The 23,495-nt window shown below is 73.0% G+C and carries 26 protein-coding genes; 14 read left to right on the top strand and 12 right to left on the bottom strand.

What is annotated here, in order from left to right:
- Window positions 1–25 precede the first annotated feature (25 nt).
- From ABZU25_RS10895 to ABZU25_RS10865, 7 genes are all read left to right on the top strand, one after another.
- The gene (locus ABZU25_RS10895; RefSeq protein WP_355029134.1) at window positions 26–562 is read left to right on the top strand and encodes a winged helix-turn-helix domain-containing protein; all 537 of its coding nucleotides are present in this window, start codon (window positions 26–28) and stop codon (window positions 560–562) included.
- A gap of 248 nt (window positions 563–810) precedes the next feature.
- Window positions 811–1,416, top strand: coding sequence for a winged helix-turn-helix domain-containing protein (locus tag ABZU25_RS10890; protein WP_355029133.1), 606 nt, complete (start codon window positions 811–813; stop codon window positions 1,414–1,416).
- Between the two features lie 41 nt (window positions 1,417–1,457).
- Window positions 1,458–2,120, top strand: coding sequence for a uridine kinase (locus ABZU25_RS10885; RefSeq protein ID WP_355029132.1), 663 nt, complete (start codon window positions 1,458–1,460; stop codon window positions 2,118–2,120).
- A gap of 166 nt (window positions 2,121–2,286) precedes the next feature.
- A complete protein-coding gene (locus ABZU25_RS10880) occupies window positions 2,287–2,685 on the top strand; it encodes a TraR/DksA C4-type zinc finger protein (RefSeq protein ID WP_355029131.1) in 399 nt (132 codons plus the stop codon).
- 48 nt (window positions 2,686–2,733) lie between these two features.
- Entirely contained in the window at window positions 2,734–3,606 is an 873-nt protein-coding gene (locus ABZU25_RS10875) for a DUF72 domain-containing protein (protein WP_355029130.1), read from the top strand.
- A gap of 131 nt (window positions 3,607–3,737) precedes the next feature.
- Window positions 3,738–3,923 carry a hypothetical protein gene (locus ABZU25_RS10870; RefSeq protein WP_355029129.1) on the top strand — a complete coding sequence of 62 codons (186 nt, stop codon included), beginning with the start codon at window positions 3,738–3,740 and terminating at the stop codon, window positions 3,921–3,923.
- On the top strand, window positions 3,916–4,344 hold the full coding sequence (locus ABZU25_RS10865) for a DUF2267 domain-containing protein (RefSeq protein WP_355029128.1): 429 nt from the start codon (window positions 3,916–3,918) through the stop codon (window positions 4,342–4,344). The genes ABZU25_RS10870 and ABZU25_RS10865 overlap by 8 nt, the downstream gene beginning before the upstream one ends.
- Before the next feature lie 44 nt (window positions 4,345–4,388).
- Here the strand turns inward: ABZU25_RS10865 and ABZU25_RS10860 are convergent, their stop codons facing one another.
- Complete coding sequence (locus tag ABZU25_RS10860) at window positions 4,389–5,168, bottom strand: DUF72 domain-containing protein (protein WP_355029127.1); 780 nt, start codon at window positions 5,166–5,168, stop codon at window positions 4,389–4,391.
- 157 nt (window positions 5,169–5,325) lie between these two features.
- Here ABZU25_RS10860 and ABZU25_RS10855 point away from each other — a divergent pair, with 157 nt between their 5' ends.
- Window positions 5,326–5,631: a hypothetical protein gene (locus ABZU25_RS10855; RefSeq protein ID WP_355029126.1), complete on the top strand. Its 306-nt coding sequence runs from the start codon at window positions 5,326–5,328 to the stop codon at window positions 5,629–5,631.
- A gap of 9 nt (window positions 5,632–5,640) precedes the next feature.
- Complete coding sequence (locus ABZU25_RS10850; protein WP_355029125.1) at window positions 5,641–6,915, top strand: cupin domain-containing protein; 1,275 nt, start codon at window positions 5,641–5,643, stop codon at window positions 6,913–6,915.
- Window position 6,916: 1 nt separating this feature from the next.
- Here ABZU25_RS10850 and ABZU25_RS10845 read toward each other — a convergent pair whose 3' ends face one another.
- The 7 genes from ABZU25_RS10845 to ABZU25_RS10815 form a co-directional block, all read right to left on the bottom strand.
- Window positions 6,917–7,432 (bottom strand): trypco2 family protein, encoded by a 516-nt coding sequence (locus tag ABZU25_RS10845; RefSeq protein ID WP_355029124.1) that lies wholly within the window; start codon window positions 7,430–7,432, stop codon window positions 6,917–6,919.
- A 37-nt stretch (window positions 7,433–7,469) separates the two neighbouring features.
- The gene (locus tag ABZU25_RS10840; RefSeq protein ID WP_355029123.1) at window positions 7,470–10,100 is read right to left on the bottom strand and encodes a CHAT domain-containing protein; all 2,631 of its coding nucleotides are present in this window, start codon (window positions 10,098–10,100) and stop codon (window positions 7,470–7,472) included.
- A gap of 71 nt (window positions 10,101–10,171) precedes the next feature.
- Window positions 10,172–10,834 carry a hypothetical protein gene (locus ABZU25_RS10835; protein WP_355029122.1) on the bottom strand — a complete coding sequence of 221 codons (663 nt, stop codon included), beginning with the start codon at window positions 10,832–10,834 and terminating at the stop codon, window positions 10,172–10,174.
- The gene (locus ABZU25_RS10830) at window positions 10,831–13,506 is read right to left on the bottom strand and encodes an FtsK/SpoIIIE domain-containing protein (protein WP_355029121.1); all 2,676 of its coding nucleotides are present in this window, start codon (window positions 13,504–13,506) and stop codon (window positions 10,831–10,833) included. The genes ABZU25_RS10835 and ABZU25_RS10830 overlap by 4 nt, the downstream gene beginning before the upstream one ends.
- Entirely contained in the window at window positions 13,499–14,557 is a 1,059-nt protein-coding gene (locus ABZU25_RS10825) for a hypothetical protein (RefSeq protein WP_355029120.1), read from the bottom strand. The genes ABZU25_RS10830 and ABZU25_RS10825 overlap by 8 nt, the downstream gene beginning before the upstream one ends.
- Before the next feature lie 6 nt (window positions 14,558–14,563).
- Entirely contained in the window at window positions 14,564–14,824 is a 261-nt protein-coding gene (locus ABZU25_RS10820; protein WP_030504016.1) for a hypothetical protein, read from the bottom strand.
- Between the two features lie 152 nt (window positions 14,825–14,976).
- Window positions 14,977–15,357: a hypothetical protein gene (locus ABZU25_RS10815; protein WP_355029119.1), complete on the bottom strand. Its 381-nt coding sequence runs from the start codon at window positions 15,355–15,357 to the stop codon at window positions 14,977–14,979.
- Window positions 15,358–15,496: 139 nt separating this feature from the next.
- Between ABZU25_RS10815 and ABZU25_RS10810 the strand changes: the two genes are divergently transcribed.
- From ABZU25_RS10810 to ABZU25_RS10800, 3 genes are read left to right on the top strand one after another with little or no spacing between them, the layout of a single operon-like run.
- Window positions 15,497–18,055, top strand: coding sequence for an ATP-dependent Clp protease ATP-binding subunit (locus ABZU25_RS10810; protein WP_355029118.1), 2,559 nt, complete (start codon window positions 15,497–15,499; stop codon window positions 18,053–18,055).
- On the top strand, window positions 18,052–18,255 hold the full coding sequence (locus tag ABZU25_RS10805; protein ID WP_355029117.1) for a hypothetical protein: 204 nt from the start codon (window positions 18,052–18,054) through the stop codon (window positions 18,253–18,255). The genes ABZU25_RS10810 and ABZU25_RS10805 overlap by 4 nt, the downstream gene beginning before the upstream one ends.
- Window positions 18,255–18,605 carry a DUF3140 domain-containing protein gene (locus ABZU25_RS10800; protein WP_355029116.1) on the top strand — a complete coding sequence of 117 codons (351 nt, stop codon included), beginning with the start codon at window positions 18,255–18,257 and terminating at the stop codon, window positions 18,603–18,605. The genes ABZU25_RS10805 and ABZU25_RS10800 overlap by 1 nt, the downstream gene beginning before the upstream one ends.
- Before the next feature lie 56 nt (window positions 18,606–18,661).
- On the opposite strand, the gene ABZU25_RS10795 is transcribed toward ABZU25_RS10800, so the two are convergent.
- The 3 genes from ABZU25_RS10795 to ABZU25_RS10785 all read right to left on the bottom strand — a co-directional run bounded on the left by ABZU25_RS10795 (window position 18,662) and on the right by ABZU25_RS10785 (window position 20,641).
- Complete coding sequence (locus tag ABZU25_RS10795; protein WP_355029115.1) at window positions 18,662–18,907, bottom strand: hypothetical protein; 246 nt, start codon at window positions 18,905–18,907, stop codon at window positions 18,662–18,664.
- 58 nt (window positions 18,908–18,965) lie between these two features.
- Entirely contained in the window at window positions 18,966–19,946 is a 981-nt protein-coding gene (locus tag ABZU25_RS10790) for a LysR family transcriptional regulator (protein ID WP_355029114.1), read from the bottom strand.
- An 86-nt stretch (window positions 19,947–20,032) separates the two neighbouring features.
- Window positions 20,033–20,641 (bottom strand): hemerythrin domain-containing protein, encoded by a 609-nt coding sequence (locus ABZU25_RS10785; protein WP_355029113.1) that lies wholly within the window; start codon window positions 20,639–20,641, stop codon window positions 20,033–20,035.
- Window positions 20,642–20,824: 183 nt separating this feature from the next.
- Here ABZU25_RS10785 and ABZU25_RS10780 point away from each other — a divergent pair, with 183 nt between their 5' ends.
- Both ABZU25_RS10780 and ABZU25_RS10775 read left to right on the top strand, forming a co-directional pair.
- A complete protein-coding gene (locus ABZU25_RS10780) occupies window positions 20,825–22,153 on the top strand; it encodes a M20/M25/M40 family metallo-hydrolase (RefSeq protein ID WP_355029112.1) in 1,329 nt (442 codons plus the stop codon).
- A gap of 57 nt (window positions 22,154–22,210) precedes the next feature.
- The gene (locus ABZU25_RS10775) at window positions 22,211–22,873 is read left to right on the top strand and encodes a hypothetical protein (protein ID WP_355029111.1); all 663 of its coding nucleotides are present in this window, start codon (window positions 22,211–22,213) and stop codon (window positions 22,871–22,873) included.
- A gap of 337 nt (window positions 22,874–23,210) precedes the next feature.
- On the opposite strand, the gene ABZU25_RS10770 is transcribed toward ABZU25_RS10775, so the two are convergent.
- The gene (locus ABZU25_RS10770) at window positions 23,211–23,402 is read right to left on the bottom strand and encodes a DUF5703 family protein (protein WP_238685861.1); all 192 of its coding nucleotides are present in this window, start codon (window positions 23,400–23,402) and stop codon (window positions 23,211–23,213) included.
- Window positions 23,403–23,495: the final 93 nt, after the last annotated feature.

Here is a 23,495-nt window from a genome sequence, read left to right as displayed (position 1 = left end):
GGCGTACCGCCACTCAGGAGGCACCATGTCCGTCGTCGCCATCCCCACCCGCCGTCACCCCGGGGTGCGCCCCGCGCGGCCGCGCACCGGACCGACACTGACCATCACCCTCGACCTCGCTCCCGGGCCGCTGAGCCCACGGCTGGCCCGGCTTGTGCAGTTGCTCGGCGAACTGGCCGAGTCGGGGGAGGGTCAGCTGCGTACCGTCGAGAATGTCGCCTCGGCCCCGAGCCCCGCCGTCGCCGGGTCGTCCGCCGCCGCGGACCACGTCCACATCCTGGCCGGCTCGCGGCTGGTCCGCCGCGGCGACCGGGTCGTCCCGCTGACCCGCATCGAGTACGAGCTGCTGCTGTTCCTGGCCGAGCGGCCACGCCGGGTCTTCACCCGCCTGCAGTTGTTGTCCAGGGTCTGGGGCTACGAGCACGCGGTGGCCCGGACCGTGGACGTGCACGTCCGCCGGCTGCGCGCCAAGCTGCCCGGATCCGAGCTGATCACCACCGTCTACGGGGTCGGCTACCGGCTGGGCGACGAGGCGCGGATCAGCGTGGACCACAGCCGCTGAGCCCCGCTTCGGCGGCCCGGCGGACGCCCGGGTGAACAGGACGGGGACCCCCGTATCGGGGCATCCCGTGGGCTCTGCTGTAATCATCTGACTTCACACGCAGAGCGAGCACCTGGCTCCGATGTGTAAGTCAATTGTCACAGTCATGCAACGCGGTCGCCTCTTGACCCTCGCCCAAGCGCCGGGAAACATCGATGAAGCGGCGTCCCGGGCCGTGGGGAGATACCCGGATCAGCCCAAGGAGGACCATGTCGGTCAGCCCTGCCTCGTCGCGCGCCGGATGGCATACGTCCCAACCTCCGGTGCCCGGTCGACCTCCCGGCGGCCAGCGTCGCCCCGCGAACACCGCCGCGCCCGTGCTCACCGTGACACTGTCCATCCCGCTGGCCTGTGAGGAGTCGCTGACCCCGGCGGCACGTCGGCTGCTCGAAGCCGCCCGCGAGATGCTGGAGCGGGGCGAAGGCGTGATCATCGGAGCCGTCCCGGCGGAGCGCCGCCCCGACCAGGTCTCCACCAGCCGGTCGTCGACCCGGGCGCTCAGCCCGACCATCCCGGCCCTGCACATCCTCGCGTCGTCCCGCTCGGTGCTGCGTGACGACGAGCCGCTGCCGCTGACCCGGCTGGAGTTCGACCTGCTGCTGCACCTGGTCGCCCACCCCCGCCGGGTGTTCACCCGGCTGCAACTGCTCAACGCCGTCTGGGGTTACGAGCACGCCGGCGTACGCACCGTCGACGTGCACGTGCGTCGACTGCGCGGCAAGGTCGGCGTGGACGTACCCCTGGTCACCACCGTCTACGGCGTGGGCTACCGGTTGGCCGACGACGCCCGGGTCACCATCGACCGCAGCGGCTGACCGGCGGCACCGACCCGCCCGGCGCGGGGCAGGATGGTCCGGTGCGCATCCGCCCCATCTCGCCCGACCTGCTCGTCGACGAGCTGACTAGCCGGCTGGCCGACGCCGCGACACGCGCCGCGACCGACGCCGCCGGGCCCGCGCGGCTGCGGGTGGCGGTGGACGGCGCTCCCGCCGCGGGCGTCGACGACCTGGCCGCCGCGCTCGTCGACCCGCTGCGCGCCCGGGGTCGCCCGGTGCTGCACGTCCGTGCCACCGACTTCCTCCGCCCCGCGTCGTTGCGCTTCGAGTTGGGCCGCACCAACCCGGACTCCTTCTACGAGAACTGGGTCGACGACGCCGGGCTCCGTCGTGAGGTGCTCGACCCGGCCGGTCCGGGCGGCACCGGACGGCTGCTCCCGTCGCTCTGGGACGCCGACGCCGACCGGGCCAGCCGCGCCCGTTACGTCCACCTGCCGCCCGGGGGTGTCGTCCTGGTCAGCGGCCCGCTGCTGCTCGGCGGTGGCCTGCCCTTCGACGTCACCGTCCACCTGCAGGTGTCCTCGGCGGCGCTGCGCCGACGCACCGAAGCCGCACAGGTTTGGGCGCTGCCGGCCTTCGACCGGTACGCCGAGGAGGTCGTCCCGGCGAGCTTCGCCGACGTGGTGGTGCGGGCCGACGACCCCCGCCACCCGGCGCTCGTGGAGCCCGACGGAGACGCCTGAAAACCGTCGAGAAATCGTCGGTTTGCCCGGCTCGTCCGGCGGGTACTCGCCCGGCTCACAGAGCGCGGGTGATGGCCCGCGTACCGAATGCGACAGTGAGACCGGGGCTCGACGCCGCCGGCACCCGGTTCACCGTGAGCCACAGGCCCAGGAAAGGCAGGCAGCGATGCTCGTCCACGACACGGTCGGCGCGACCCGTCCCCAGACGGAGATCGACCAGATCCGACTCTCCCTCCAGGCGCGCTACGACGAGCTGACCGCCGAGTACGACCAGGCCGTGCTCCAGAGCCAGGTGCTGCGGCTGGTGGAGGTCGGCGACACCGCCGGCGACGACCAGGCCGACAGCGGCACCAAGACGGCCGAGCGGGACACCGCGCAGTCGCTGTTGCGCACCATCCTCGACCGCCGCGGCCAGTACGAGCACGCCCTCGGCCGGCTTGAGGAGGGCACCTACGGCTGGTGCGAGGGGTGCTCGGCGGCTATCCCGGTGGAGCGGCTGGAGATCTTCCCGGCCGCCACCACCTGCGTGTCCTGCAAGCAGACCCGTGAACGGCGGGCGGCCTGAGCGACGCCAGCGGTTGCCGGTCGGTCCACCACGCGATGGACTTCACCCATGGGTGACATCCTGGTGGGCACCGCATCCTGGACCGACCGCACCTTGCTGGACTCGGGCTGGTATCCGCAGACCGCTGACACCCCGGAGAAGCGGCTGGCCTACTACGCCCGGAAGTTTCCGCTCGTCGAGGTGGACGCCACCTACTACGCCCCGCCCGCGGAGGCGACCGCGCGGCTGTGGGCCGAGCGCACCCCGGAGGGCTTCACCTTCAACATCAAGGCGTTCAGCCTGCTGACCGGACATCCCACCCGGGTCAGCGCGCTCTACAAGGACCTGCGGCCGGAGACCGACAAGAAGAACGTCTACCCCGACGACCTGCCCGCGCAGGCGTACGAGGACGTCTGGACGCGGTTCCTGTCCGCGCTGGACCCGCTGGTCGAGGCGGGCAAGCTGGGCGCGCTGCTGTTCCAGTTCCCGCCCTGGTTCACCATCAAGCGGGCCAACAAGCAGTACCTGCTGGAGGTGGCGAAGCGCTGCGCGCCGCTGCGCCCGGTCTACGAGTTCCGGCACGCCTCCTGGTTCGACGGCGACAACGCCGACGAGACCCTGTCCTTCCTGCGCGAGCACAAACTGCCGTACGTCTGCGTGGACATGCCGCAGGGCCACCGCTCGTCGCTGCCCCCCGTCCTGGCCGCCACCGCGGACCTCGCGGTCGTGCGTTTCCACGGCCACAGCGACAAGTGGACAAGCAAGGACATCCACGAGAAGTTCGGCTACCACTACTCCAAGCGGGAGTTGGCCGACTGGGCGCCGAAGCTGCGCGAGCTGGCCGACCAGACCGGCCAGACCCACGTGCTCATGAACAACTGTTACCGCGACTACGCGCAGACCAACGCGACGACCCTGGCCGGGCTGCTCGGCGCCGACTGACCGTTGCGCGGCGTCACAACTCATCCGATCGGGGTGAGGCCGGGTCACCCGCGCCGCCGGCAGGGTGGACACGGTGGGTGCGGCCACCTGGAGGGTGGCTGACGCCGGAGACGACACGGAGGTGACGGGGGATGACGGTTCGAGTGGTGACGGATCGACGGCGTGGAGCCGTCCTGCACGTGGTCGGCACGCCCGACAACGCCCGGCGCGCCCCACAGGGCAGCCCGGTGCGGGCACGACGCGGCCCGGTGGGGCCGCCACGTCGCGCCGACTACCGGCGGTGGGACAACACGGAACGGGGGTCCACCGATGGCTGACGCGATGATCTCAGCGTTCGAATCCTCGCTGGACAAGACGAACCTGATTCTGAAGGACATCGAGAACGCCTACGGCTGGCCGAAGGATCGGCGTAACCAGTCGTACGCGGCGCTGCGCACGGTGTTGCACCTGTTGCGTGACCGGCTGCCGGTGGACGAGAGCGTGGAGTTCGCCCAGCAGTTGCCGGTGCTCGTGCGGGGCATCTACTTCGACGGGTGGGTCCCGTCGGACGTGCCGATCAAGCTCAACCGGGACGACTTCCTCTACGAGGTCCGCCAGGGCTTCCCGTATGACGCGGAGGGCGGCCCGGAGCGGGTGACGCAGGTGGTGCTCGACACCCTGCGCCGACACGTCACCCAGGGCGAGTGGCAGGACGTGAAGGACACCATGCCGGCCGACCTGGCCACGATGATGCCGTGACGACCTGACGCGCCGGAGCCCGCCCGACGACCCGTCGGGCGGGCTCAGCCGCCCGAGGGGTCCGCCTCGGCGGCGGTTGGCACCCGGGACACCGGATGCCCGGCCCGCCGGGCCAACGCCGCGAACGCGACAGCGTCCACGATCGCGGCGCCGCCCGGGTCGTTGTTGAAGTACACGTACGCCGGCTCGTCGGCGCCGAACGTGTCGGTCAGCCGGTGCGCCCAGGACCGCAGCGCCGCGCGACCGTACCGGGGCCAGGGTCGGGCCCGGCCCTCGTGCAGCCGCAGGTAGCCGAAGTCGGTGGTCCGCCAGAGCGGGGCGACCGGTCGTCCGAGCCGGTCCGCCCAGACCAGGGCCGCCCGACGCCGTTCCAGGACCGCCCGGGTGGCGTCGGTCCACCAGGAGGGGTGCCGGGGCTCCACCGCGACCCGCACGTCCGCGGGAAACAGCCGCAGGGTGGCGTCGAGCGCCGCCACGTCCACCCGCAGGTTCGGCGGCAGTTGCAGCAGCACCGGGCCGAGCCGATCACCGAGCGCGGTGGCGCGACCGAGGAACCGGGCCACCGGCTCGGCCGGTTCACGCAGCCGCTTGATGTGGGTGAGATAGCGGCTCATCTTCACCGCCACGCAGAAGTCCGCCGGGGTGCGTGCCCGCCAGGCGGCGAAGGTGTCCCGCTCCGGCAGCCGGTAGAAGGCGTTGTTGACCTCCACGGTGGCGAAGCCGTCGGCGAAGTGCTCCAGCCAGAGCCGCTGCGGCAACTGCTGCGGATAGAAGCGGCCCCGCCAGTCCCGATACTGCCAGCCGGACGTGCCCACCAGGATCACCGTCCCATCCTGACACTCTTCGCCGCCGCTCGTGAACCGCCCGTGTCGCCCCGCTTCGACGTCTACGGTGAGGGTTAGAGAAGATCGCGCGTGGGGTACCACCCGCAGCACGACGGACCCCGGCGTACGGCGGGGCGGCACACCCGAGGGAGTACCGATGGCACTCAACGACGACGACATGCAGACCACTGGCGGCGGCGGCCTGGAGGGCCCGGCCGACGGTGGCGCGAACCCCGGTCACCAGGACGGTGGCGCGGACGGTGGCGCGGAGGGCCCGGCCGACGGTGGCGCGACTCCCGGTCAGCACGACGGTGGCGCCGACGGCAGCGCGGAAGGTCCCGCCGACGGTGGCGCGACTCCCGGTCAGCACGACGGTGGCGCCGACGGCAGCGCGGAGGGTCCCGCCGACGGCGGTGCGACGCCGGGTCAGCAGGACGGTGGCGCCGACGGCAGCGCGCGGTAGCGGCACATCATGACGCACCTCGACCCGCCGGGCGGCCACGGCCGCCCGGCGGTCTCGTCCGCATCCGCCACCGCGGCGCTGGCCCGTTGCGTCTCGGTCGAACCGGCCAAGTTCGCCGCCGCGCACTGGGGCCACACCCCGCTGCTGTCCCGCGCCGCCGAGCTGCCCGACCCGGCCGGTTTCACCGACCTGCTCAGCCCCGCCGACGCCGACGAGCTGCTGAGCCGGCGCGGTCTGCGTACCCCGTTCCTGCGGGTCGCCAGGGACGGTCAGTTGGTGCCCGCGGCCCGCTGGACCGGCGGCGGCGGTGCCGGCGCCGAGATCGGCGACCAGGTGCTCGACGAGCGGGTCCTGGAGCAGTACGCCGCCGGGGCCACCCTGGTGTTGCAGGGTCTGCACCGGATCTGGCCGCCACTTGTCGACTTCGCCCGCGATCTGGGCCTGGCGCTCCAGCAGCCGCTACAGATCAATGCCTACCTCACCCCGGCCGGCAGCCAGGGATTCGCCACCCACTACGACACGCACGACGTGTTCGTCCTCCAGGTCGACGGCCGCAAGCACTGGCGGATCCACCCGCCGGTGCTGCCCGACCCGCTGGAGCGGCAGCCGTGGGGTGGCCGGGCCGACGAGGTCGGCGCGACCGCGCAGGGCCCCGCGGCGCTGGACGTGGTGCTCGCCCCCGGCGACGCCCTCTACCTGCCCCGGGGTTGGCTGCACAGTGCGCAGGCGCAGGACGCCAGCTCGATGCACCTGACAGTGGGCATCCGTGCGCTCACCCGGTACGCCCTGGTCGAGGAGCTGCTCGCGCTGGCCGCGGAGGACCAGCGGCTGCGGGCGAGCCTGCCGTTCGGCACCGACGTCACCGACCCGGACGACATCGAGCCGGAGCTGACCGAGACGGTGGAGGCGCTGCGCGACTGGCTGCTGCGTGCCGACCCGGACGCGGTCGCCGCCCGACTGCGCCAGCGTGCCTGGCCGGCGGCCCGACCGGCACCCATCCGGCCGCTCGCCCAGGCGGACGCGGTGGCCGCGCTGGACGCCGACGCCCGGGTCACAGTGCGGGCGGGCCTGCGCTGGCAGTTGGTGCCGCACGGGTCGGACACTGTGGCACTGCGGCTGTTCGACCGCACCATCACCCTGCCCGCCGAGTGCGAGCCGGCGGCCCGGGTCCTGCTCAGCGGCGCGGTCGCCCGGGTTGGTGACCTGCCCGGATTGCCCGACGACGCCGACCGGATCACCCTGACCCGCCGGCTGCTGCGCGAGGCTGTCCTGGTCCCGGCCTGACCTATTCGGCGGTGGCCGCCACCAGCTCGATCCGGAGCGTGTTCGTGACCTCGTCGGTCAGTTCGCCCTCCGCGCCGACCGAGATCGTGCCCTGCTCGGTGACGCCGAAGACGAGTTCCACAGTGCCGGCCTTCAGCACCAGCGGGTCGTCACCGCCGCTGCCGGCGGCGACCACCGCGCGGATCGTGGTGATCGCGTCCACCAGGGTCGCCGCGACCGCGCTGTGCCGCAGCTCGTGCCGATCCTGGAGATCCTCGGCGACGAGCGTGATGTCGATCGTGTGGGTCTTCTGGTGGGAGCGGCTGCCGCCGACCTTGACCTTCCAACCGATCACCGGGACCCGGAAGTCCACGCCACCGCCGGCCTTCGTGGTGACGACCGCGCTCAGGATCAGCTGGACGGAGGCGACCCTCAGGTCGCGGCCCTCGTCGGTGGTGGAGATGCCGGCCTGCTCCACCGCGTACCTCACCGCCGACACCAGTTCCTCGACGGGCACGCTGTAGTCGTCCACGTCCATGTCGCACCACCCTTGCGCTAGTTGAATTGCCGACCGTTCACAAGGCGGCGGTGGCGAACGGGTCGCCGTACACGGTGTAGGCCAACCAGGTCGGGTCGAGCGGGTCGTCCTGCTGCTCGACCCGCGCGGCGAGGGCCGCCGCGCCGAGCGTGGCCCCGTCGGCGAGGGAACGGTAGAACGCGGTAGCGAAGCGCGCCGAACTGTCCGAACGCACCGCCCAGAGGGTGCCGACGAAAGCGCCCGCACCGGACGACATGAACTGCTGCGCCCAGCCGAGCATCCTGGTGTACGTCGGGGCCACGCCCGCGCTGCGGCACGCGTTGATGAACACCAGCGGGCCGCTCTCGGCCAGCAGTCTCCGGATGCTGGCCTCGGCGAGCAGGGTCGGCCTGAACCGGCCGCCGTCCATGTCGATGAACGAGCCGTCCGCCGAGAAGGTGTTGTGGCAGGCGAAGTGGGTCGCACCCAGCGACCCCGAGTTGATCAGGGCGAGGAGGTCGTCGGCCCTGGTGATGGGTTCGCTGTCGGTCGCGCCGAGGATCGCGCGGATGCTGGCGATCTCCTCGTGCGCGCCGGTGGGCGCCTTCGGAGGCACCACGAAGCGCGGGTTGCGCAGGCCGATCGTCGCGTTCCGCCGTTGACCGTAGGTGCGGCGGACCACCGGGACCTGCTCGACGAGGAAACCGTTGTCGCGGTCGACGCTGAGCGGATGGAGCAGCTCCCACGGGACCACGTCGTGGTCGGTGGCGATCGTGAACGCGCTCATGTCACCGCGGACCTGCCAGAACTGGTCCCGCACATCGGCCGGCACCAACTCCGACCACAGTTGGATCCCCGCCGACCGGATGACCTCGCGGATCATCGCGGCGCTGTAGCGGGAACCACCGCCGGCCAGCTGCTGCAACTCCCGGATGGCGTTCTCCACAGCGGCGTTCGGCGTGTTCGTTACCGACTCGACGACCGGGGCGAACAGCGCCGCCTCCGACCGCAACTGGAAGGTGTACCGGTTGCCGTCGAACCGGACCTCCATCGTGACCTCGCCCGGCCGCGCCTGCGGCGCGCCGAGCGGCGTCGTCTTCGGCGGGCCGTCGCGGAACGGCCCACCGTCCGCGACGGAGACCTCCACCGACACCTCGGTGAGGAACGTGCCGCCGGCCCAGGCGGTCACGTCGATGCGATGCAGACCTGGGGTACGCGCCCCGAAACCGAACCGGATCGGATCCGGATCGTCGTCCGGCACGACGAGCACGGTCTGCTGGAGCGGGCCCTCGGCGTGCAGGCCGGCGGGCGCGTGGACGGTCACTGTCACCGGCGTGCCGGCATCGGCGACGAGGAAACTGGGCATCCGTGCCGCCACGGCGTCCGGATGAACCGGTCGTCCCTCGGTGACGAGCCGGACCTCGACGCTCAGGTCCCGCCCCACCGGGACCTGGGTGGGCGCGCGCGCCACCAACAGCCGCTCCGCCGCCCGGCTGACGTCCGGGGGTGACGAGGTCGCTGGTGCGGTGAACGGGGGTGTCGCCCTGGCACGCCAGGCGCTGTCGTCACCAGGGGGAGGAGAACTGCTGGGGCCCTGCTCAGCGAGCATGTCGGCGTAGAGCTCGGGGGATGCCCTGGGGACGGGAGGGCCCCACTCCGCTTGCTCCAGCCGCTCTGCCCGCTGCGGCAGGTCGCCCTGCGCGTGCTCCCGCAGATGGTGACCGACCCACCCGTCGTGGGACAGCTCCGCGTCTCTCGGAAGAATGGTGACGCCGTCCACAATGGAGATATGGGCGCCCAGCAACCAGTTGACGGCCTCCTCGGCTTCGATCATCTCGTCGATGTCGTACGCCGATGTGATTCGCTGGAGACTGTCCAGCAGAAATCGGCGGATCAGGACCATGGCGTCCGTGATCCCGCGTCGGACGACCTGCGCCGGGTCGGTCACCTGGAAGTCGACGGTGACGGACGCGGTGAAGTGGTCCGTGCCGCCCCTGGCGGGCAGCCGAAGGTCGACCACGACCGAGTGGTCGCTGACGTCCACTTCGTAGCGCGTCTCGTATCGGGCCGTGAGCCCGGGGTCCTGCCACACCGTCGTTCGGTCACCGGCGGCGACCTCCAGACCACCCTGGCTGGTCGAGTAGACGATCGCCACCGAGGACCTGCGGCTGCGCGGCGACACGGGCCACCGCATCGGCTCCACGCTGAGGATCAGGGGGACCGGGCGACCGGTTGTCGTGGTCTCCGGCCCGAGACTCGCAGCGAGGCCGTCCACCAGGTCCCGGAGGTCCGACCGGGCGCTGCTCGTCCGGACCCGCCGCGGGCGGTGCCCGGCAAGTGCGCGCAGCGCCTCGGGAAGGCGCGTCTCAGGTGGCAGTTCCGCGCCGTCCACCAGCACCACGACGACCGGGACCGGCGTGGTGAGGGCGGTTGCGATCATCCGGTGGTTGAGGCCCGGCAGGGACTCCAGCGAGCCTGCCGACTCGCCGGGCGCGGCCGGCTCGACCACGACGACGAGTGCCGCCGAGGTTGACAGCCGACGCCAGAGCTCGCCGACCGACATGAACGCGCTGTCGTCGTCACGCACGACGCTGTCGCTGCCGAACCGAGCGGTCAGCATGGTGTCGAGCAGCCGCGCGAGGGTGTTGTCGCCGCTGCCGGAGCGGTAACTCAGGAAGAAGCTGACCACTCGACGTACCGTAGCGAAGAAAGGGCTCGCGCCGGCGGTCGGCTTCTCGACAGCCTCAGTGGACTCATCGGTCAGCGGCCGACCGCCAGCAGCAGCGCGGTGGTCAGCAGGCCCGCGCCGAGCACCACGGTGATCGGCCGGGGCCCGAGCACCGCGTGCCGGCGGTCGGCCAGCACCCGCGCCGGCGCCAGCCCGACCAGCGGCCCGAACAGGGTCACCACAAGCGCCAGCACCGGCATCCCGACCGCCAGGTCGCCGCCGTACCCGACACCCAACGCCCGCGCCCCGGCCCCCAGCGCGTACGCGAGCACCGCGCCGGCCACCCCGCAGAGCGCCAGCAGGGGGTTGACCGAACCCGGCAGCTCACCCGGCTGACCGGCCCGGTCGAGCAGGTCCCGGGCCCGGGTGAGCAGCACCACCGCGTCGGTGGCCCCGCCGCTGTTCGCCGGAGCGGGCGGGCCGCCGAGACGACGGGCACCGAGGCGGGTACGCACCTGCTGCCACAGGTGCGCCACCTCGGCGTCGACCCGTTCCTGCTGTTCGCGCGCCTCGACGAGTTCCACCTCGGCGTGCTGGACCTGCTCGGCGGCGTCGGCGACGGCCCGCTCGGCAGCCGCGCACTGCCGCTCGTACCAGGTGTGCGCCTCGGCACGCTGCTCACCCACCCGCGCGGTCAGGTCGGCGAGTCGCCGCAACTGCGCCGCGTACGTCTCACTCGCCACTGGTTCGTTCATCGCGACGGTCCATACGGGATGATCACCTGTCCGGTGCGGTGGACCGCCCGGTCGAAGAAGAGCCCCCGCCAGGGGCGGGGATACCAGTCCGGGCCGCCGGTGCCCGGGTAGAGCGAGGAACCCAGCTCGCCGCCGTGCGCGTCCAGCGCCACCCAGGCTCCGATCTGGTCGGTGCGGGCGGCGGGCCCACCGAGGTCGGCGCGCATCCGGGCCACCCCCCGCCACCAGGCCAGCACGTGCGTCCGTCGTTCCGGCCCGTCGTGCAGGATCCGGCGTAGCTGCTCCAGGCCGGTGCGTCCACCCACGCGGGCGGCCAGCGCGCCGGCCGCCGCGTCGACAGCGAACAGCAGCAGGTAGTGCGGGCTGCCCGGCCCGGTCAGCCCGTCGGCCGTCTCGGCCATCAGCTCGCCCACTGTCTCCTCGTCGTACCAGGCGGCGTCGTCGGCCAGGTCGTCGTAGAGGGCACGGGCCATCGGGTCGGCGTCCGCGTCGAGGCAGGCGATGGAGAACCGGGCGGTGCCGGGCGGATGCTGGCGGGCGAGTGACCGGGCCGCCGCGTCCAGCACCGCGCACGCCTCGTCCACCCGGGTGCCCAGCACCGCGAGGTTACGCCCCGGGGCGCGCGGCAGGCGCAGCGCCGCCGAGCGGGACTGCACGTCGATGATCTCGCCGAGCAGGGCCACCGGGCTGCGCGGCACGCTCCCGTCCGGCGGCGCGGTGAGCGCCCGGAAGTCCGGGGCGTCCGCCAGCCGGGGGATCGCGTCGCCGTCGAAGAGGCGGGCCGGCGCCGCGTCGGCCGGGCGCATCCGCCACAGCCGGTGCTGCAACCCGCTCCACGTCTCCCAGTCGCTGGCCGACGGGATCCGGGCGACCTCGTTGCCCTCCACCATGCCCGACTCGGCGTTGACCACCGCGTGCCAGCGGGGCAGCGACTGCGCCGCGTCGTTGCGTTCGGCGAGGATCCGCAGTGCCTTGGGCAGCGCGATGCGCAGGGTGAACTGGGCGACCAGCGCGGGGCGGCCCCACAGCGCCTCGATGCCCCGTACGTCCTGCGAGGCGAGCACCAGGTGGATGCCCTGCGACCGGCCGCGCCGGGCCAGGTCCTCCAGCAGGTCGGCCGCCTCCCGGGCGACCGCGTCCCGACCGGCCAGCAGCATCTGGAACTCGTCGACCACCGCGACGATGCGTGGCCAGTGCCCGGTCGGGTCGACCGCCCGCAGCTCGGCCAGCTTGGTCACCTCGTGCTTCTTGGCCGCGTCGGCCCGCCGGCGCAACTCCTCGGCGAGGAACCGCAGCAGCGCCAGCCCGAACTCCCGGTCGGTGTTGACGTTGATGCCCACCAGGCGCATGTGCGGCAACCAGCTCGGGTCACGCCGGCCCTGCGCGAACCGCGCGAAGGACACCCCCTCCTTGAAGTCCAGCAGGTAGAACTCCAGCTCGGCGGGGGAGTAGCGGGCGGCGAGGGCGCCGATCCACGCGAAGATCAGGTTGGTCTTGCCGGTGCCGGACGGCCCGCCGATCAGCGCGTGCGGCGGGTAGTCGCCCAACGTCAGGCGTACCGGACGGCCCTGCGGCCCCGCACCGATCGGCGCGGTCAACCCGTCGGCGGAGTCCTCCCGCCACATCAGCTCGGGTGGGGGCAGCAGGTCCGCGAACGGCGTCGGCGGTGGGCCGGCGTTCACTTGGACGGCGATCTCCCGGCAGGTCTCGGTGACCAGCGTCGCCGGTGGCGGTGGGTCCAGCCGGACCGGCAGCCCGGCCGACCCGCCGATCCGCGCGCCGGAGGCCCCGGCCACCACCCGGGTCACCGTCGGGTCCTCCGGCACCGGCACACCGTGCACCACCAGGTGCACCCCGCAGGCCGCGCCGGCGCGGACCACCCGGTCCAGCTGGCCGCGCTCGTGCCGGTTCAGCTCGTCGCCACCGAGCAGCACCGCCACCCGCCACGGTTCGGGTCGCCGGCCGGTCGCCGCGGCCAGTTCGCGCAGCGAGGCGTACTCGCCGGCGAGCACCGTCTCGTTGATCCGGCGGATCTGCTCCACCAGGTCGTCCAGCAGTGGACCCAGCCCACCGGGGCCGACGAAGGTGAGCAGCCCCGCCGTGCCCAGCGGCGCGAACCCGGCCAGGCCGCCGCCGAGCTGCTCCGGGTCGTACCCGACCAGCCGTACCGCCCCGGGGTCGGCGCGGCCGGCGGCCCGCAGCAGCAACGCGGACACCACGGCGTCGCAGCCGGCCCGATCGTCTCCGGAGAGGTGGACGTGGCCGGCGTCGAGAAGCGGCACCAGCGCGGGCACCGGGTCGACGCCGTCGATCCGGACCGTGCCGACCCGCAGCGCGCCGGGCGGCTCCGCCCGCCGGGTCGGCGTCGGTGCCCACCCCGCCCAGTCGGCCCCGGCGCAACCGGGCGCCTCCTGACGGGCCGCCTCGGCGGCGCGCCGGGCCAGCTCGGCGATCCGGGCGGAGTAGCGGGCGTCGATCTCGGCGATGCGGCGGTCCCGCTGGGCGCCCACCCGTTCCGGTACGGCGGCCGCCGCCCGCTGGACCCGGGCCAGCCGTTCCCGCCCGGAGGTCAGCTCCGCCTGGGCGGCGGACAGCCGGGTACGGGTGGCGCCCAACGCCTCGGCCAGCGTGTCCCGGATTCGCCTGGCCAGCTGGCCACGCCGGTCAGCCATCGGAGCCCCGACGAGTCGGCGCGTCCCGCCACGGGCTGCCCGAGCGCGGCGGCAGCCCACCGGAGCGCTGTCCACCCGCATCCCCGGGCCGCCGGACCGCACCACCGGGGCGCGCACCCGCACCGCGTTGTTGGCCCGCGCCGCCTTGTTGGCCCACACCCGCTTGTTGGCCCGAGCCGGCTTGTTGGCCGGGGCCCGCTGGTCGGGCCCGGTCGCCGGAGGGCAGGTCCCGGCCGAGGCGGGCGAGCAGCAGCCCGGTCGCCACCCCGGCGGTCACCGCGGAGTCGGCGGCGTGCGGCGGCTCCCCGGAGGCGCGCGGCGGCGGCATCCGACACACCCGGGTCAGCAGCGTCTCCAGCACCGGCGGCGGCAGCCCGGGCAGCAGGTCACGGACCCGCCCGTCCAACTCCCCGCGCAGCCGGCCGAGGTCGGCGGCGCGCGGCGGGTGCCCCAGCAGCTCGCCGGCCAGCTCGCGCAGCAGCGGTGGCGCCAGCGCCGCCATCCCCAGCCCCACGTCCGCCGGTGCCCGGCGCAGTTCGGTACGCAGCCGGTCCCGGTCGCCGGCGCGTACGCCGCCCACGACGCGGCGGAGCAGTTCCTGGGAGTCGTCCAACCGCTCGTCCGGTTCGTCGGCGCCGCCGTCGCGTCCGCCGGTCAGCTCCGCGACCCGCACCGACCACCAGCGGCGCAGCCGCACCTGCTCGGCCGGCTCCGGCGCCACTGTGGTCGGCCCGGCGCCCGGCGGTGTGTCGTGCCGGGGTTCGCGTGGTTGCGGGCGGGGCGCCGGAGCGCCGTCCGCGCCCAGCCCGATCGCGGCCAGGTACCCCGAGAGCTGTTCCTGGGCCACCCGCAACGCGTATCCGGCGCTCTCGGCGTGCTCGGTCGCGGCGGACAACTCGGGCACGCCCATCGGGTTGGCCGACTCCTGGCGCACCCAGCGCAGTCGCTCCGTGGCCAGGCCGAACTTCTCCAGCGCCTGCCCGAGCAGGGCCAGCGGGAACTCCTCGCTGGCGGCGCGGACCTGCCCACCGACGTCCTCGATGATGGACATGGCGGCCTACAGGGTCGCGACGTAGAGCTGCGCCTGCTCGACCGCGACCAGTGTCGCGGCGAGACACTCTTCCAGCTCCTGGCTGGCCTGTGTCAGCGACGCCTGGGCCGCCTCCACCGTCTCGTGCCCGCTGCCCTCCAGCGCGCCCGCGAGGGTCTGCTGCGCCTCGGCCAGTTTCTCGCCGGCCGCCTGCACGGCTGTCTGCCCGTCACCGATCTGTTGGAGGGCGACATCGATGGCAGCCTTCAGCTCGGCGACGCTCGCCACGGCGGAACCTCCTGGGGGCGGGGAGATCTCCATTAGAGCCTATCGGCCGCCGCGAAAGAACATCCGCCCTGTCGGTGTTCCTGCCCGCCTGTCCGGTAGGCCCCCGGAAGTGCCGGGAGTCCGTTCTGTGGGACTCCCAGTGCGAGAACTTCTCAACTCTCGCGGAGCCAGCGGGGCCCGTACACCTCCGCGCCCAGGGCGGTGACCCGCTCGCGTAGCTCCCGGTCCGCGGTGACCACCAACCGACGCCGCTGCGGAGCGCCAGCGACCAGGTCGACCACGCTGTCGTCGCCGGAGCCGGGGGCCGAGACCACCCGGACGCCGTCGGTCCCGGGCACGTCCCGCGCGGCCCCCTCGACCACCAGCACCACCTCCACCGGGGCGGGCAGGCGCGCCGGCAGCCCGATGGTCGCCACCGGGGCGAGGGAGTCGCGCAGGCGGGCCGCCGCCCCGGCGCGGTCACGCCACCACCCGTTCGGGCGGGAGCCCACCACGTTGGCGCCATCCACGATCAGCAGCGGGGTCTCATCCATCCGGTCAGCCTGCCACCAACGGCCGAGGCCGTACCGACGCCACTCCCGGGTGCCGCTACGCCACCTCCCACGGCGTTTGTCGGGGCGCGCGCCGGGTAGCCCCTGCCGACCGTGCCGCGCCCGACTGCGGAGGACAGACATGATGGGACCCGGTGACACCGGCTCCGACCCGTGGGACGAATTCCTGGCCAGGTACTTCGGTCGGGGTGAGGGAGGGCGCCGACCGCCGCACCGGGTCGACATCACCCGACTGATGACGGCGGACGCCCGGGAGATGCTCGCCGACGCGGCCCGGCGGGCCGCGCAACGCCACAGCAACGACCTGGACACCGACCACCTGCTCTGGGCGGCGCTGCAACGCGAACCGCTACGTGACCTGGTACGCCGGGCCGGCGCCGACCCGGACACCCTGCTCAACGCGCTCGGCGGCAAGGGCGACGGCGCACCGCGCGGAGAGGTGCCGCCCAACCTGTCGCTGACCCCAGCCGCCAAACGGGCGCTGCTCGACGCCCACCAGCTGTCCCGGGCGATGGGCGCCAACTACATCGGCCCCGAGCACATCCTGATGGCGCTGCCGCTCAACCCCGAGTCGCCGGCCGGTCGGATGCTGGCCGCCGGCCGGATCCAACCCGAGTCGTTGCAGGCGGCCAACGCCGAGCGCGGGCCGATGACCGGGCCGAAGCCGGACCGCGGCACGCCCACCCTCGACCAGTACGGGCAGGACCTCACCGATCTGGCCCGCAACGATCAGATCGACCCGGTGATCGGCCGGGCCGACGAGATCGAGCAGGCCGTGGAGATCCTGTCCCGGCGCACCAAGAACAACCCGGTGCTGATCGGCGAGGCCGGCGTCGGCAAGACCGCCATCGTCGAGGGGTTGGCCGAACGAATCTGCGACGGGGACGTCCCGCAGACCCTGCTCGGCAAGCGGGTCGTGCAACTCGACCTGGCCGGCCTGGTCGCCGGCACCCGGTACCGGGGCGACTTCGAGGAACGGCTGAAGAAGGTGATCGACGAGATCCGGGCGCACCGGGACGAGCTGATCATCTTCATGGACGAGATCCACACTTTGGTCGGGGCGGGCGGCGCCGGCAGCGAGGGCGGGATGGACGCGTCCAACATGCTCAAACCCGCCCTCGCCCGCGGCGAGTTGCGGGTGATCGGCGCGACCACGCTGGACGAGTACCGCAAGAGCATCGAGAAGGACGCCGCGTTGGCCCGGCGCTTCCAGCCGGTGCTGGTGCCCGAGCCCAGCGTCGACGACACCATCGCGATCCTGCGCGGGCTGCGCGACCGGTACGAGGCCCACCACCAGGTGCGCTTCACCGACGAGGCGTTGGTCGCCGCCACCGAGCTGTCCGACCGGTACGTCACCGACCGGTTCCTGCCCGACAAGGCCATCGACCTGATCGACCAGGCCGGCGCGCGGGTGCGGTTGCGGACCCGTACCCCCGCCTCCGACGTGCGGGAGCTGGAGCAGGAGCTCGACGAGGTACGCCGGGACAAGGAACAGGCCGTCACCGACGAGCAGTACGAGCGCGCGTCCGCCCTGCGGGACCGGATCTCCGAGCTGGAGGAGGAGATCCGTCGAGCGAACGGCGACGACGGGTCGTCCTCCTCCCAGGTGCCCGAGGTGGGTCCGCAGGAGATCGCCGAGGTGGTCTCCCGGGCCACCGGTATTCCGGTCAGCCAGCTCACCGAGGAGGAACGGGACCGGCTGCTGCGCCTGGAGGGACACCTGCACCAGAAGGTGGTCGGTCAGGACGACGCGGTCACCGCGGTCGCCGAGGCCGTCCGCCGCTCCCGGGCCGGGCTGGCCGACCCGGAACGGCCGATGGGCAGCTTCCTGTTCCTCGGCCCGACCGGCGTCGGCAAGACCGAGCTGGCCCGCGCCCTGGCCGAGGCGCTGTTCGGTGAGGCGGACCGGATGGTCCGGGTGGACATGAGCGAGTTCCAGGAACGGCACACGGTCAGCCGGCTGGTCGGCGCGCCACCCGGATACGTCGGCTACGAGGAGGCCGGCCAGCTCACCGAGGCGGTGCGTCGCCGCCCGTACGCGGTGGTGCTGCTCGACGAGATCGAGAAGGCCCACCCGGACGTGTTCAACATCCTGCTCCAGGTGCTCGACGACGGGCGGCTGACCGACAGCCAGGGTCGCACCGTGAACTTCAAGAACACCGTACTGATCATGACCAGCAACCTCGGCTCGGAGCTGATCACCGGCGCCCAGCGCTCGGTCGGCTTCGGCACCGGGGACGTCGGCAGCGAGCAGGAGAGCAACGAACTGCGCGAGCGGCTGATGCGCCGCCTGCAGGAAAATTTCCGCCCGGAGTTCCTCAACCGCATCGACGAGGTCATCATCTTCCGCCGGCTGGAGGCCGAGCAGTTGCGCGACATCACCGCGCTGCTGTTGGAGGAGACCCGCCGTCGCATGCACGCCCAGGATCTCCAGGTGGAGTTCACCACCGCCGGCATCGACTGGCTCGCCGAGCACGGCTACCAGCCGGAGTTCGGCGCCCGCCCGCTGCGCCGGGTCATCCAGCGGGAGGTGGACAACCACCTGTCCCGGATGCTGCTGGAGTCGGCGATCTCGCCGGGGCAGAAGGTCACTGTGGACGTTCGTGACGGGGCGCTCACCTTCGACGTGTCAGCGGGCGAGCGGGGGTACACCGCCGCCACGACCACCCACCCGCGATGAGCGGGCCGGCGCGACGAGACGAGCACGAGGACCCGCACGAGCCGGCGAAACCCCGGGACGAGGACGACCATCCCGACCCGATCCTGGCGCCGCCCACCGCGAACCCCCGCCGGACGCGGGTGCCCGCGGAGGGCCTGCACCCCAAGACCGACAAGGACGACCCGGAGACGTCCGGGAAACCGCCCGGAGAGGAGACCTGATGGTACGCGAAGCGCGGCTCGACCCCGAGGTGGAAGTGCTCTGGGAGGACTTCCACGCCGAGGTCAACGTCCCGTCGGAGCAGCTGCGGACGTGGTTGCTGACCCGGGGTTCCGGGGAGGAGTCGTTCAGCCCGAACCCGAACCTCGACCTGCCCCAGCCGGGCCGGGAGATCCTCAAGGTGCTGAACAAGCGCAAGGTCGACCTCACCCCGGAGGACATCGAGGTGATGCGGGAGGCGGTCGAGCGGATCCGCGAGCTGATGGACGCCAAGCCGTCGCGCGGCAACGCCGACGACGACTGGCGGCACTCCCTGCTCGACCTGGGGCACGACCCGCTCGTCGAACTCTGAACGAGGCCACGCGCGACGGCGCCGTCCCGGGCGGGGACGGCGCCGTCGCGTCTCGGCTACTGGCCCTGGTCCGGTTCCAGGCTGGCGATGGTCAGCCCCGCCGCGTCGGCGGCGGCGTCGCGGTCGGCGCGGGTCTGGTCCTCCCGGGTGAGCAGGTTGGCGTACTCGGTGACGGCGGCCGGGTCGGGCACCTGCGGCAGGCGGCGCAGGAACGCCTCGACCGCACGGGTGGCGGCGGTGTGCGCGGCGGCCGCCTCGCGGAGCAGTTCCCGGTCGTCGGCGGGCGGGTAGAGGTCGGTCATGTCCGCCAGATACCCGGCCAACGGCGATTCGCACCGCCACCGGCCGGTTACCTCCCGCTCAGCCCGGTCGGACCCCGCTCGGCTGCCGGACGCCGAACGCCGGGTGGCGCAGCAGCCAGTCCAGGTACGCGGGATGCGGGGCCAACGAGTCGACGTACGCCGCCTTAGCCGTCTCCAACATCAGGTCGGCCTCCCGGGCGGCGGGGGAGTCCGGGTGCCAGCCGAGCAGGAGCCGCCAGCGCAGCGGGATGCCGGCGAGGCGGCGGGTGACCAACCCGGCCACCGGGCGGAACGTCGCCTGGCACAGCGCCACCGCCACGCCGGCGTCCACCAGGTCGACGCAGCCGCGGATGTCGGTCTCGTACACCTTGCGGGGGGTGAAGCCGGCGCGGGCGCAGGCGGCGGCGAAGCAGTCGCTGAAGCAGCCGTCGCCCGGGGCGGCCACCCACTGTTCGTGGCGCAGGTCCGCCAGGCGCACCTCGTCGTGCGCCGCGAGGGGGTGCGTCTCCGGCAGCAGCACCAGCACCGGGTCGATGGCCACCTCCTGCCAGCTCAACCCGAACCCGGCCGACGGGCTGGCGTCGCCGCACACCCCGGTGAGCGCGAAGTCCAGTCGGCCGCCCGCCACCAGCTGCGCCAACTCGTCCACCGACCAGGAGGCGAGCGTGGTGATCTGGGCGGGCGGCTGCTCGGCCGCCAGGCGGTGCACCATCCGGCCCAGGATCGGGCTGTTCACCCCACCGAACCGGTAGCACGGCGGCGCGTCGCCGGCCCCGGCCAGCCGGGCCGCCTCGTCCTGCAACCCCTTCATCGCCGGCAGCAGCACCCGGGCCCGAGCCAGCACCAGCTCGCCGAGCGCGGTGGGCCGGGCGCCGCGCCGGTCCCTGTCGAACAGCGGGCCGCCCAGGGTTCGCTCGATGCGCTGGAGCTGGGCGGTCAGCGCCGGCTGGGCCAGGCCGAGCGCCGACGCCGCCTTGGTCACGCTCCCCGTCTCCGCGATCGCGCAGACCACCCGCAGGTGACGCAGCTCCAGGTTCATACCGTGACGGTAGGACTACGCGTCAGCCGGCGGAATAGCCCGAGCGGATCGGTGATAATGAATGCACTTGGGATCGTCGCCGCGCCTCAGTCCCGCGGCGACTCCGGCAGGTCCGCCAGGTACGTCGGCCGGCGGGTCACCGCGTCCAGCATCTTGTCCACCACCCCGACCGCCGGCTCGACGATCCGGTTCCACGGTGGGGTGGCCGGAGTGCCCGGGTGCGGCCGGGTCGGGGCCGCCTCCTCGGCGATCTCCAGCCGGTTACCCAGCCGGATCAGCTCCTCCTCGGTCGCGACAGCGCGCAGCTCGGTGACGAGCGTGCCCACGCCCTCGACGTGCTGACGAACCCGCTCGGCGACCTCGGTCAACGCGTCGTCGGTCAACCCCTTCAGGGTGTTCAGCAGGCTGGCGTCGGCGTTGATCTCGGCGTCCACCCGCTCGGCGGCGCCCGGCAGCGCGGCGCGTACCGCCGGCAGCAGGTACTGCTCCTCGGCGGACAGGTGCCGCGACAGCGCGGCGGTGAGCACCGGCAGCCCTTCCTGCGGCGTGGCGCCCGGGCCGGTGAGCTGGTCCAGCAGCGCCAACAGTTGACGGTGCTCCCGGTCGACGATGTCGGCGATGTTGCGGCCACCGGGTCGGTAGCCCCCCTCGGGTGTGGGCGCGGGCGGCAGCGGCGGCAGGGGAACGGCGGACATGGTGCCCTCCTCGACTGGCGGGCGGAAGCTCCGGCAGGGATGTGCGGTCGTGGGCGGCGGTACCCGAACCCGGTCCCGGCGAAACCGGACCCGTCGATGCACCGGTCCCGGGACACCGGTGCGCCGGCCCGTCCGCACCGGTGCGCCGGCCGGCCGGACTCCGCCGACTGGTATGAAGAGGCGATGACGAGCGATGCGGCCTCCGCCCGACCCGACCCCACCGCAGAGGTCGTGGACCTCTGCCGCGACCTGCTGCGCATCGACACCACAAACACGGGGGACAACGACACAAGCGTCGGTGAGCGCCGCGCCGCCGAGTACGTGGCGGAGAAGCTCGCCGAGGTGGGCGTGGAGTCCGTCCTGCACGAGTCCGTGCCGGGCCGGGCGAACGTGGTGGCCCGCATCCCCGGCACCGACCCGAGCCGGGGCGCGCTGCTGGTGCACGGCCACCTGGACGTGGTGCCCGCCGACGCCGACGAGTGGTCGGTGCACCCGTTCTCCGGCGAGCTGCGCGACGGTTACCTCTGGGGCCGGGGCGCGATCGACATGAAGGACTTCGACGCGATGGTGCTCGCCGTGGTGCGGCACTGGCAGCGCACCGGCGTCCGGCCACCGCGCGACATCGTGCTCGCGTACACCGCCGACGAGGAGGCGGGCAGCGACTACGGCGCGCGTTTCCTGGTGGAGAACCACAGCGGCCTCTTCGACGGCTGCACGGAGGCGATCGGTGAGGTCGGCGGCTTCTCCTACTCGGTGAACGACAGCCAACGGCTCTACCTCATCGAAACCGCCGAGAAGGGCATCGACTGGCTGCGGCTGCACGCCAAGGGTCGCCCCGGGCACGGCTCGATGGTGCACGACGACAACGCGGTCACCGCGCTCGCCGAGGCGGTCGCCCGGATCGGCCGGCACCGCTTCCCGGTGGTGGTCACCGACACCGTGCGGGCCTTCCTGGAGGAGGTGTCCGACCTGCTCGGCGTCGAGCTGGACCCGGACGACCCGGAGACGGCCATCGCCAAACTCGGCCCGATCGCCAACATCATCGGCGCGACCATCCGCAACACCGCCAACCCGACCCGCCTCGGCGCCGGCTACAAGGACAACGTCATCCCCGGCCGGGCCACCGCCACCATCGACTGCCGCAGCCTGCCCGGCCAGTCCGAGCTGCTGGAACGGCAGCTGCGTGAGCTGGTCGGCCCGGACATCGCGATCGAGTACGTCCAGCGGCAGCCGGCGCTGGAGACCACCTTCGACGGCGACCTGGTCGAGGCCATGTCGGCGGCGCTGCGCGCCGAGGACCCGGGGGCGCGACCGGTTCCGTACATGCTCTCCGGAGGCACCGACGCCAAGGCGTTCTCCCAGCTCGGCATCCGCTGCTTCGGTTTCGCGCCGCTGCGGCTGCCCGCCGACCTGAACTTCTCGGCGTTGTTCCACGGCATCGACGAGCGGGTTCCGGTCGACGGACTACAGTTCGGCGTGCGGGTTCTCGACCGGTTCCTCCGCACCTGCTAGCCGCGCCCGGCGCTGCATCCGGCGCGCGACCTCCCCAACGTGAAGGGACTGCCCCACATGACCGACCAGCACGGTGAGCTGGACGCCGCTCTCGAGCGGGTGATCGAAGCGGCCCGCCACCACCTGGCCGCCGTACGCGCCGCGCAGGGCCGCGTCGACGACGACGACGTCTGGCAGGCGTACGTGGCGTTGAACAACGCCTCTTTCGCGTACGACGAGCGGTTGCTCGACGCCTTCGGCGAGGTGACGCCGTGGGATGTCGACTCGATCGACCCGGACGAGGCCGACGAGCGCTTCGGCGGCCCCGAGGGCTCCGAGGCCAGCGACCCGCACCCCCGGGTGATCTCGGTGCGGCAGCGTCGCGACTACCGGGTGCCGAGCGTCTCCGCGCTGCTGCGGGTGGCCGAGGCGGCCCGCCGCGAGGGCACCCCGGAGGACGACGAGCCGGCGCCGGTGGAGGGCGTCGGCGAGGCGGTGCTGGAGCTGCTGCAGAGCGGCGACGGCTCGCTCGGCGCGCTGGACGTCCCCGAGCTGGAGCCCCTCGACGGGGTGGTGATGGTCAGCGAGGTGGGCACCCCGGTCGACCTGGAGTCGTTCGACGACGACGACGCGGTCGGCCCGTTCCAGCCGGCGGTCGACGACCGGCTGGTCGGCCGGCTCGACGAGCACCCGTTCCTGGAGCTCGACGACGACCACGACCACGCCGGGCACCAGCACTAGACGAGTAATTCCTAACCCTGGCTCGGGCTGTGGCCGGCGGTCGGCGGTGACCGTCGGTCACCTCCGTCGGGGGCGGATGCGGTAGTGAGCGGTATACCTCTGAGTCATGTTTATACCTCTGGGGTATACCGCTCACCAGCAGATCGCGATGGCGGGCAGCCACAGCGGATGGCGAACGGCCCTTCCGGTGACAACAAGCGCTTACGGCAGCGTTACCGCTGCTGAAGCGGGCTATCCGGATGGTTGCAGCGGACACCAACCTGTGGCACGACGACGTGTGGGTCACCCGGACAACCCCTGAGCAGGTCCCTGATCGTGGGCCCCGGGCGTACGGCCGTCAGTACGACAGACCCGGCTGCGGCTGGTTGACCCGCCGCCGCCGGAGCACCACCTGCCGCGTGCCGTCCCGGTACAGCCGCACCCGGGCCAACTCCCATCCGGAGAACTCCGCCTGGATCGCCAACTGCGCCGTGGCGGTCAACCGGTCGACGTTCGGCGGTAGCCGCAGTGGCGCGTATTCGTAGTCCATGCCATCCATGCTGCCCAGCCCAGCGGCTGTTCGCCACCCCCTCGGGGGTGACCGACGCCGCTGCCGTGGGCGGTTCGTGTCCCTGTGTGCGAG

It is taken from the genome of Micromonospora sp. NPDC005215, from assembly GCF_040607915.1.
Taxonomy (GTDB): domain Bacteria; phylum Actinomycetota; class Actinomycetes; order Mycobacteriales; family Micromonosporaceae; genus Micromonospora.
Note: the sequence above shows the minus strand (reverse complement) of the source record. Positions and strands in the feature narration are given on the sequence as shown.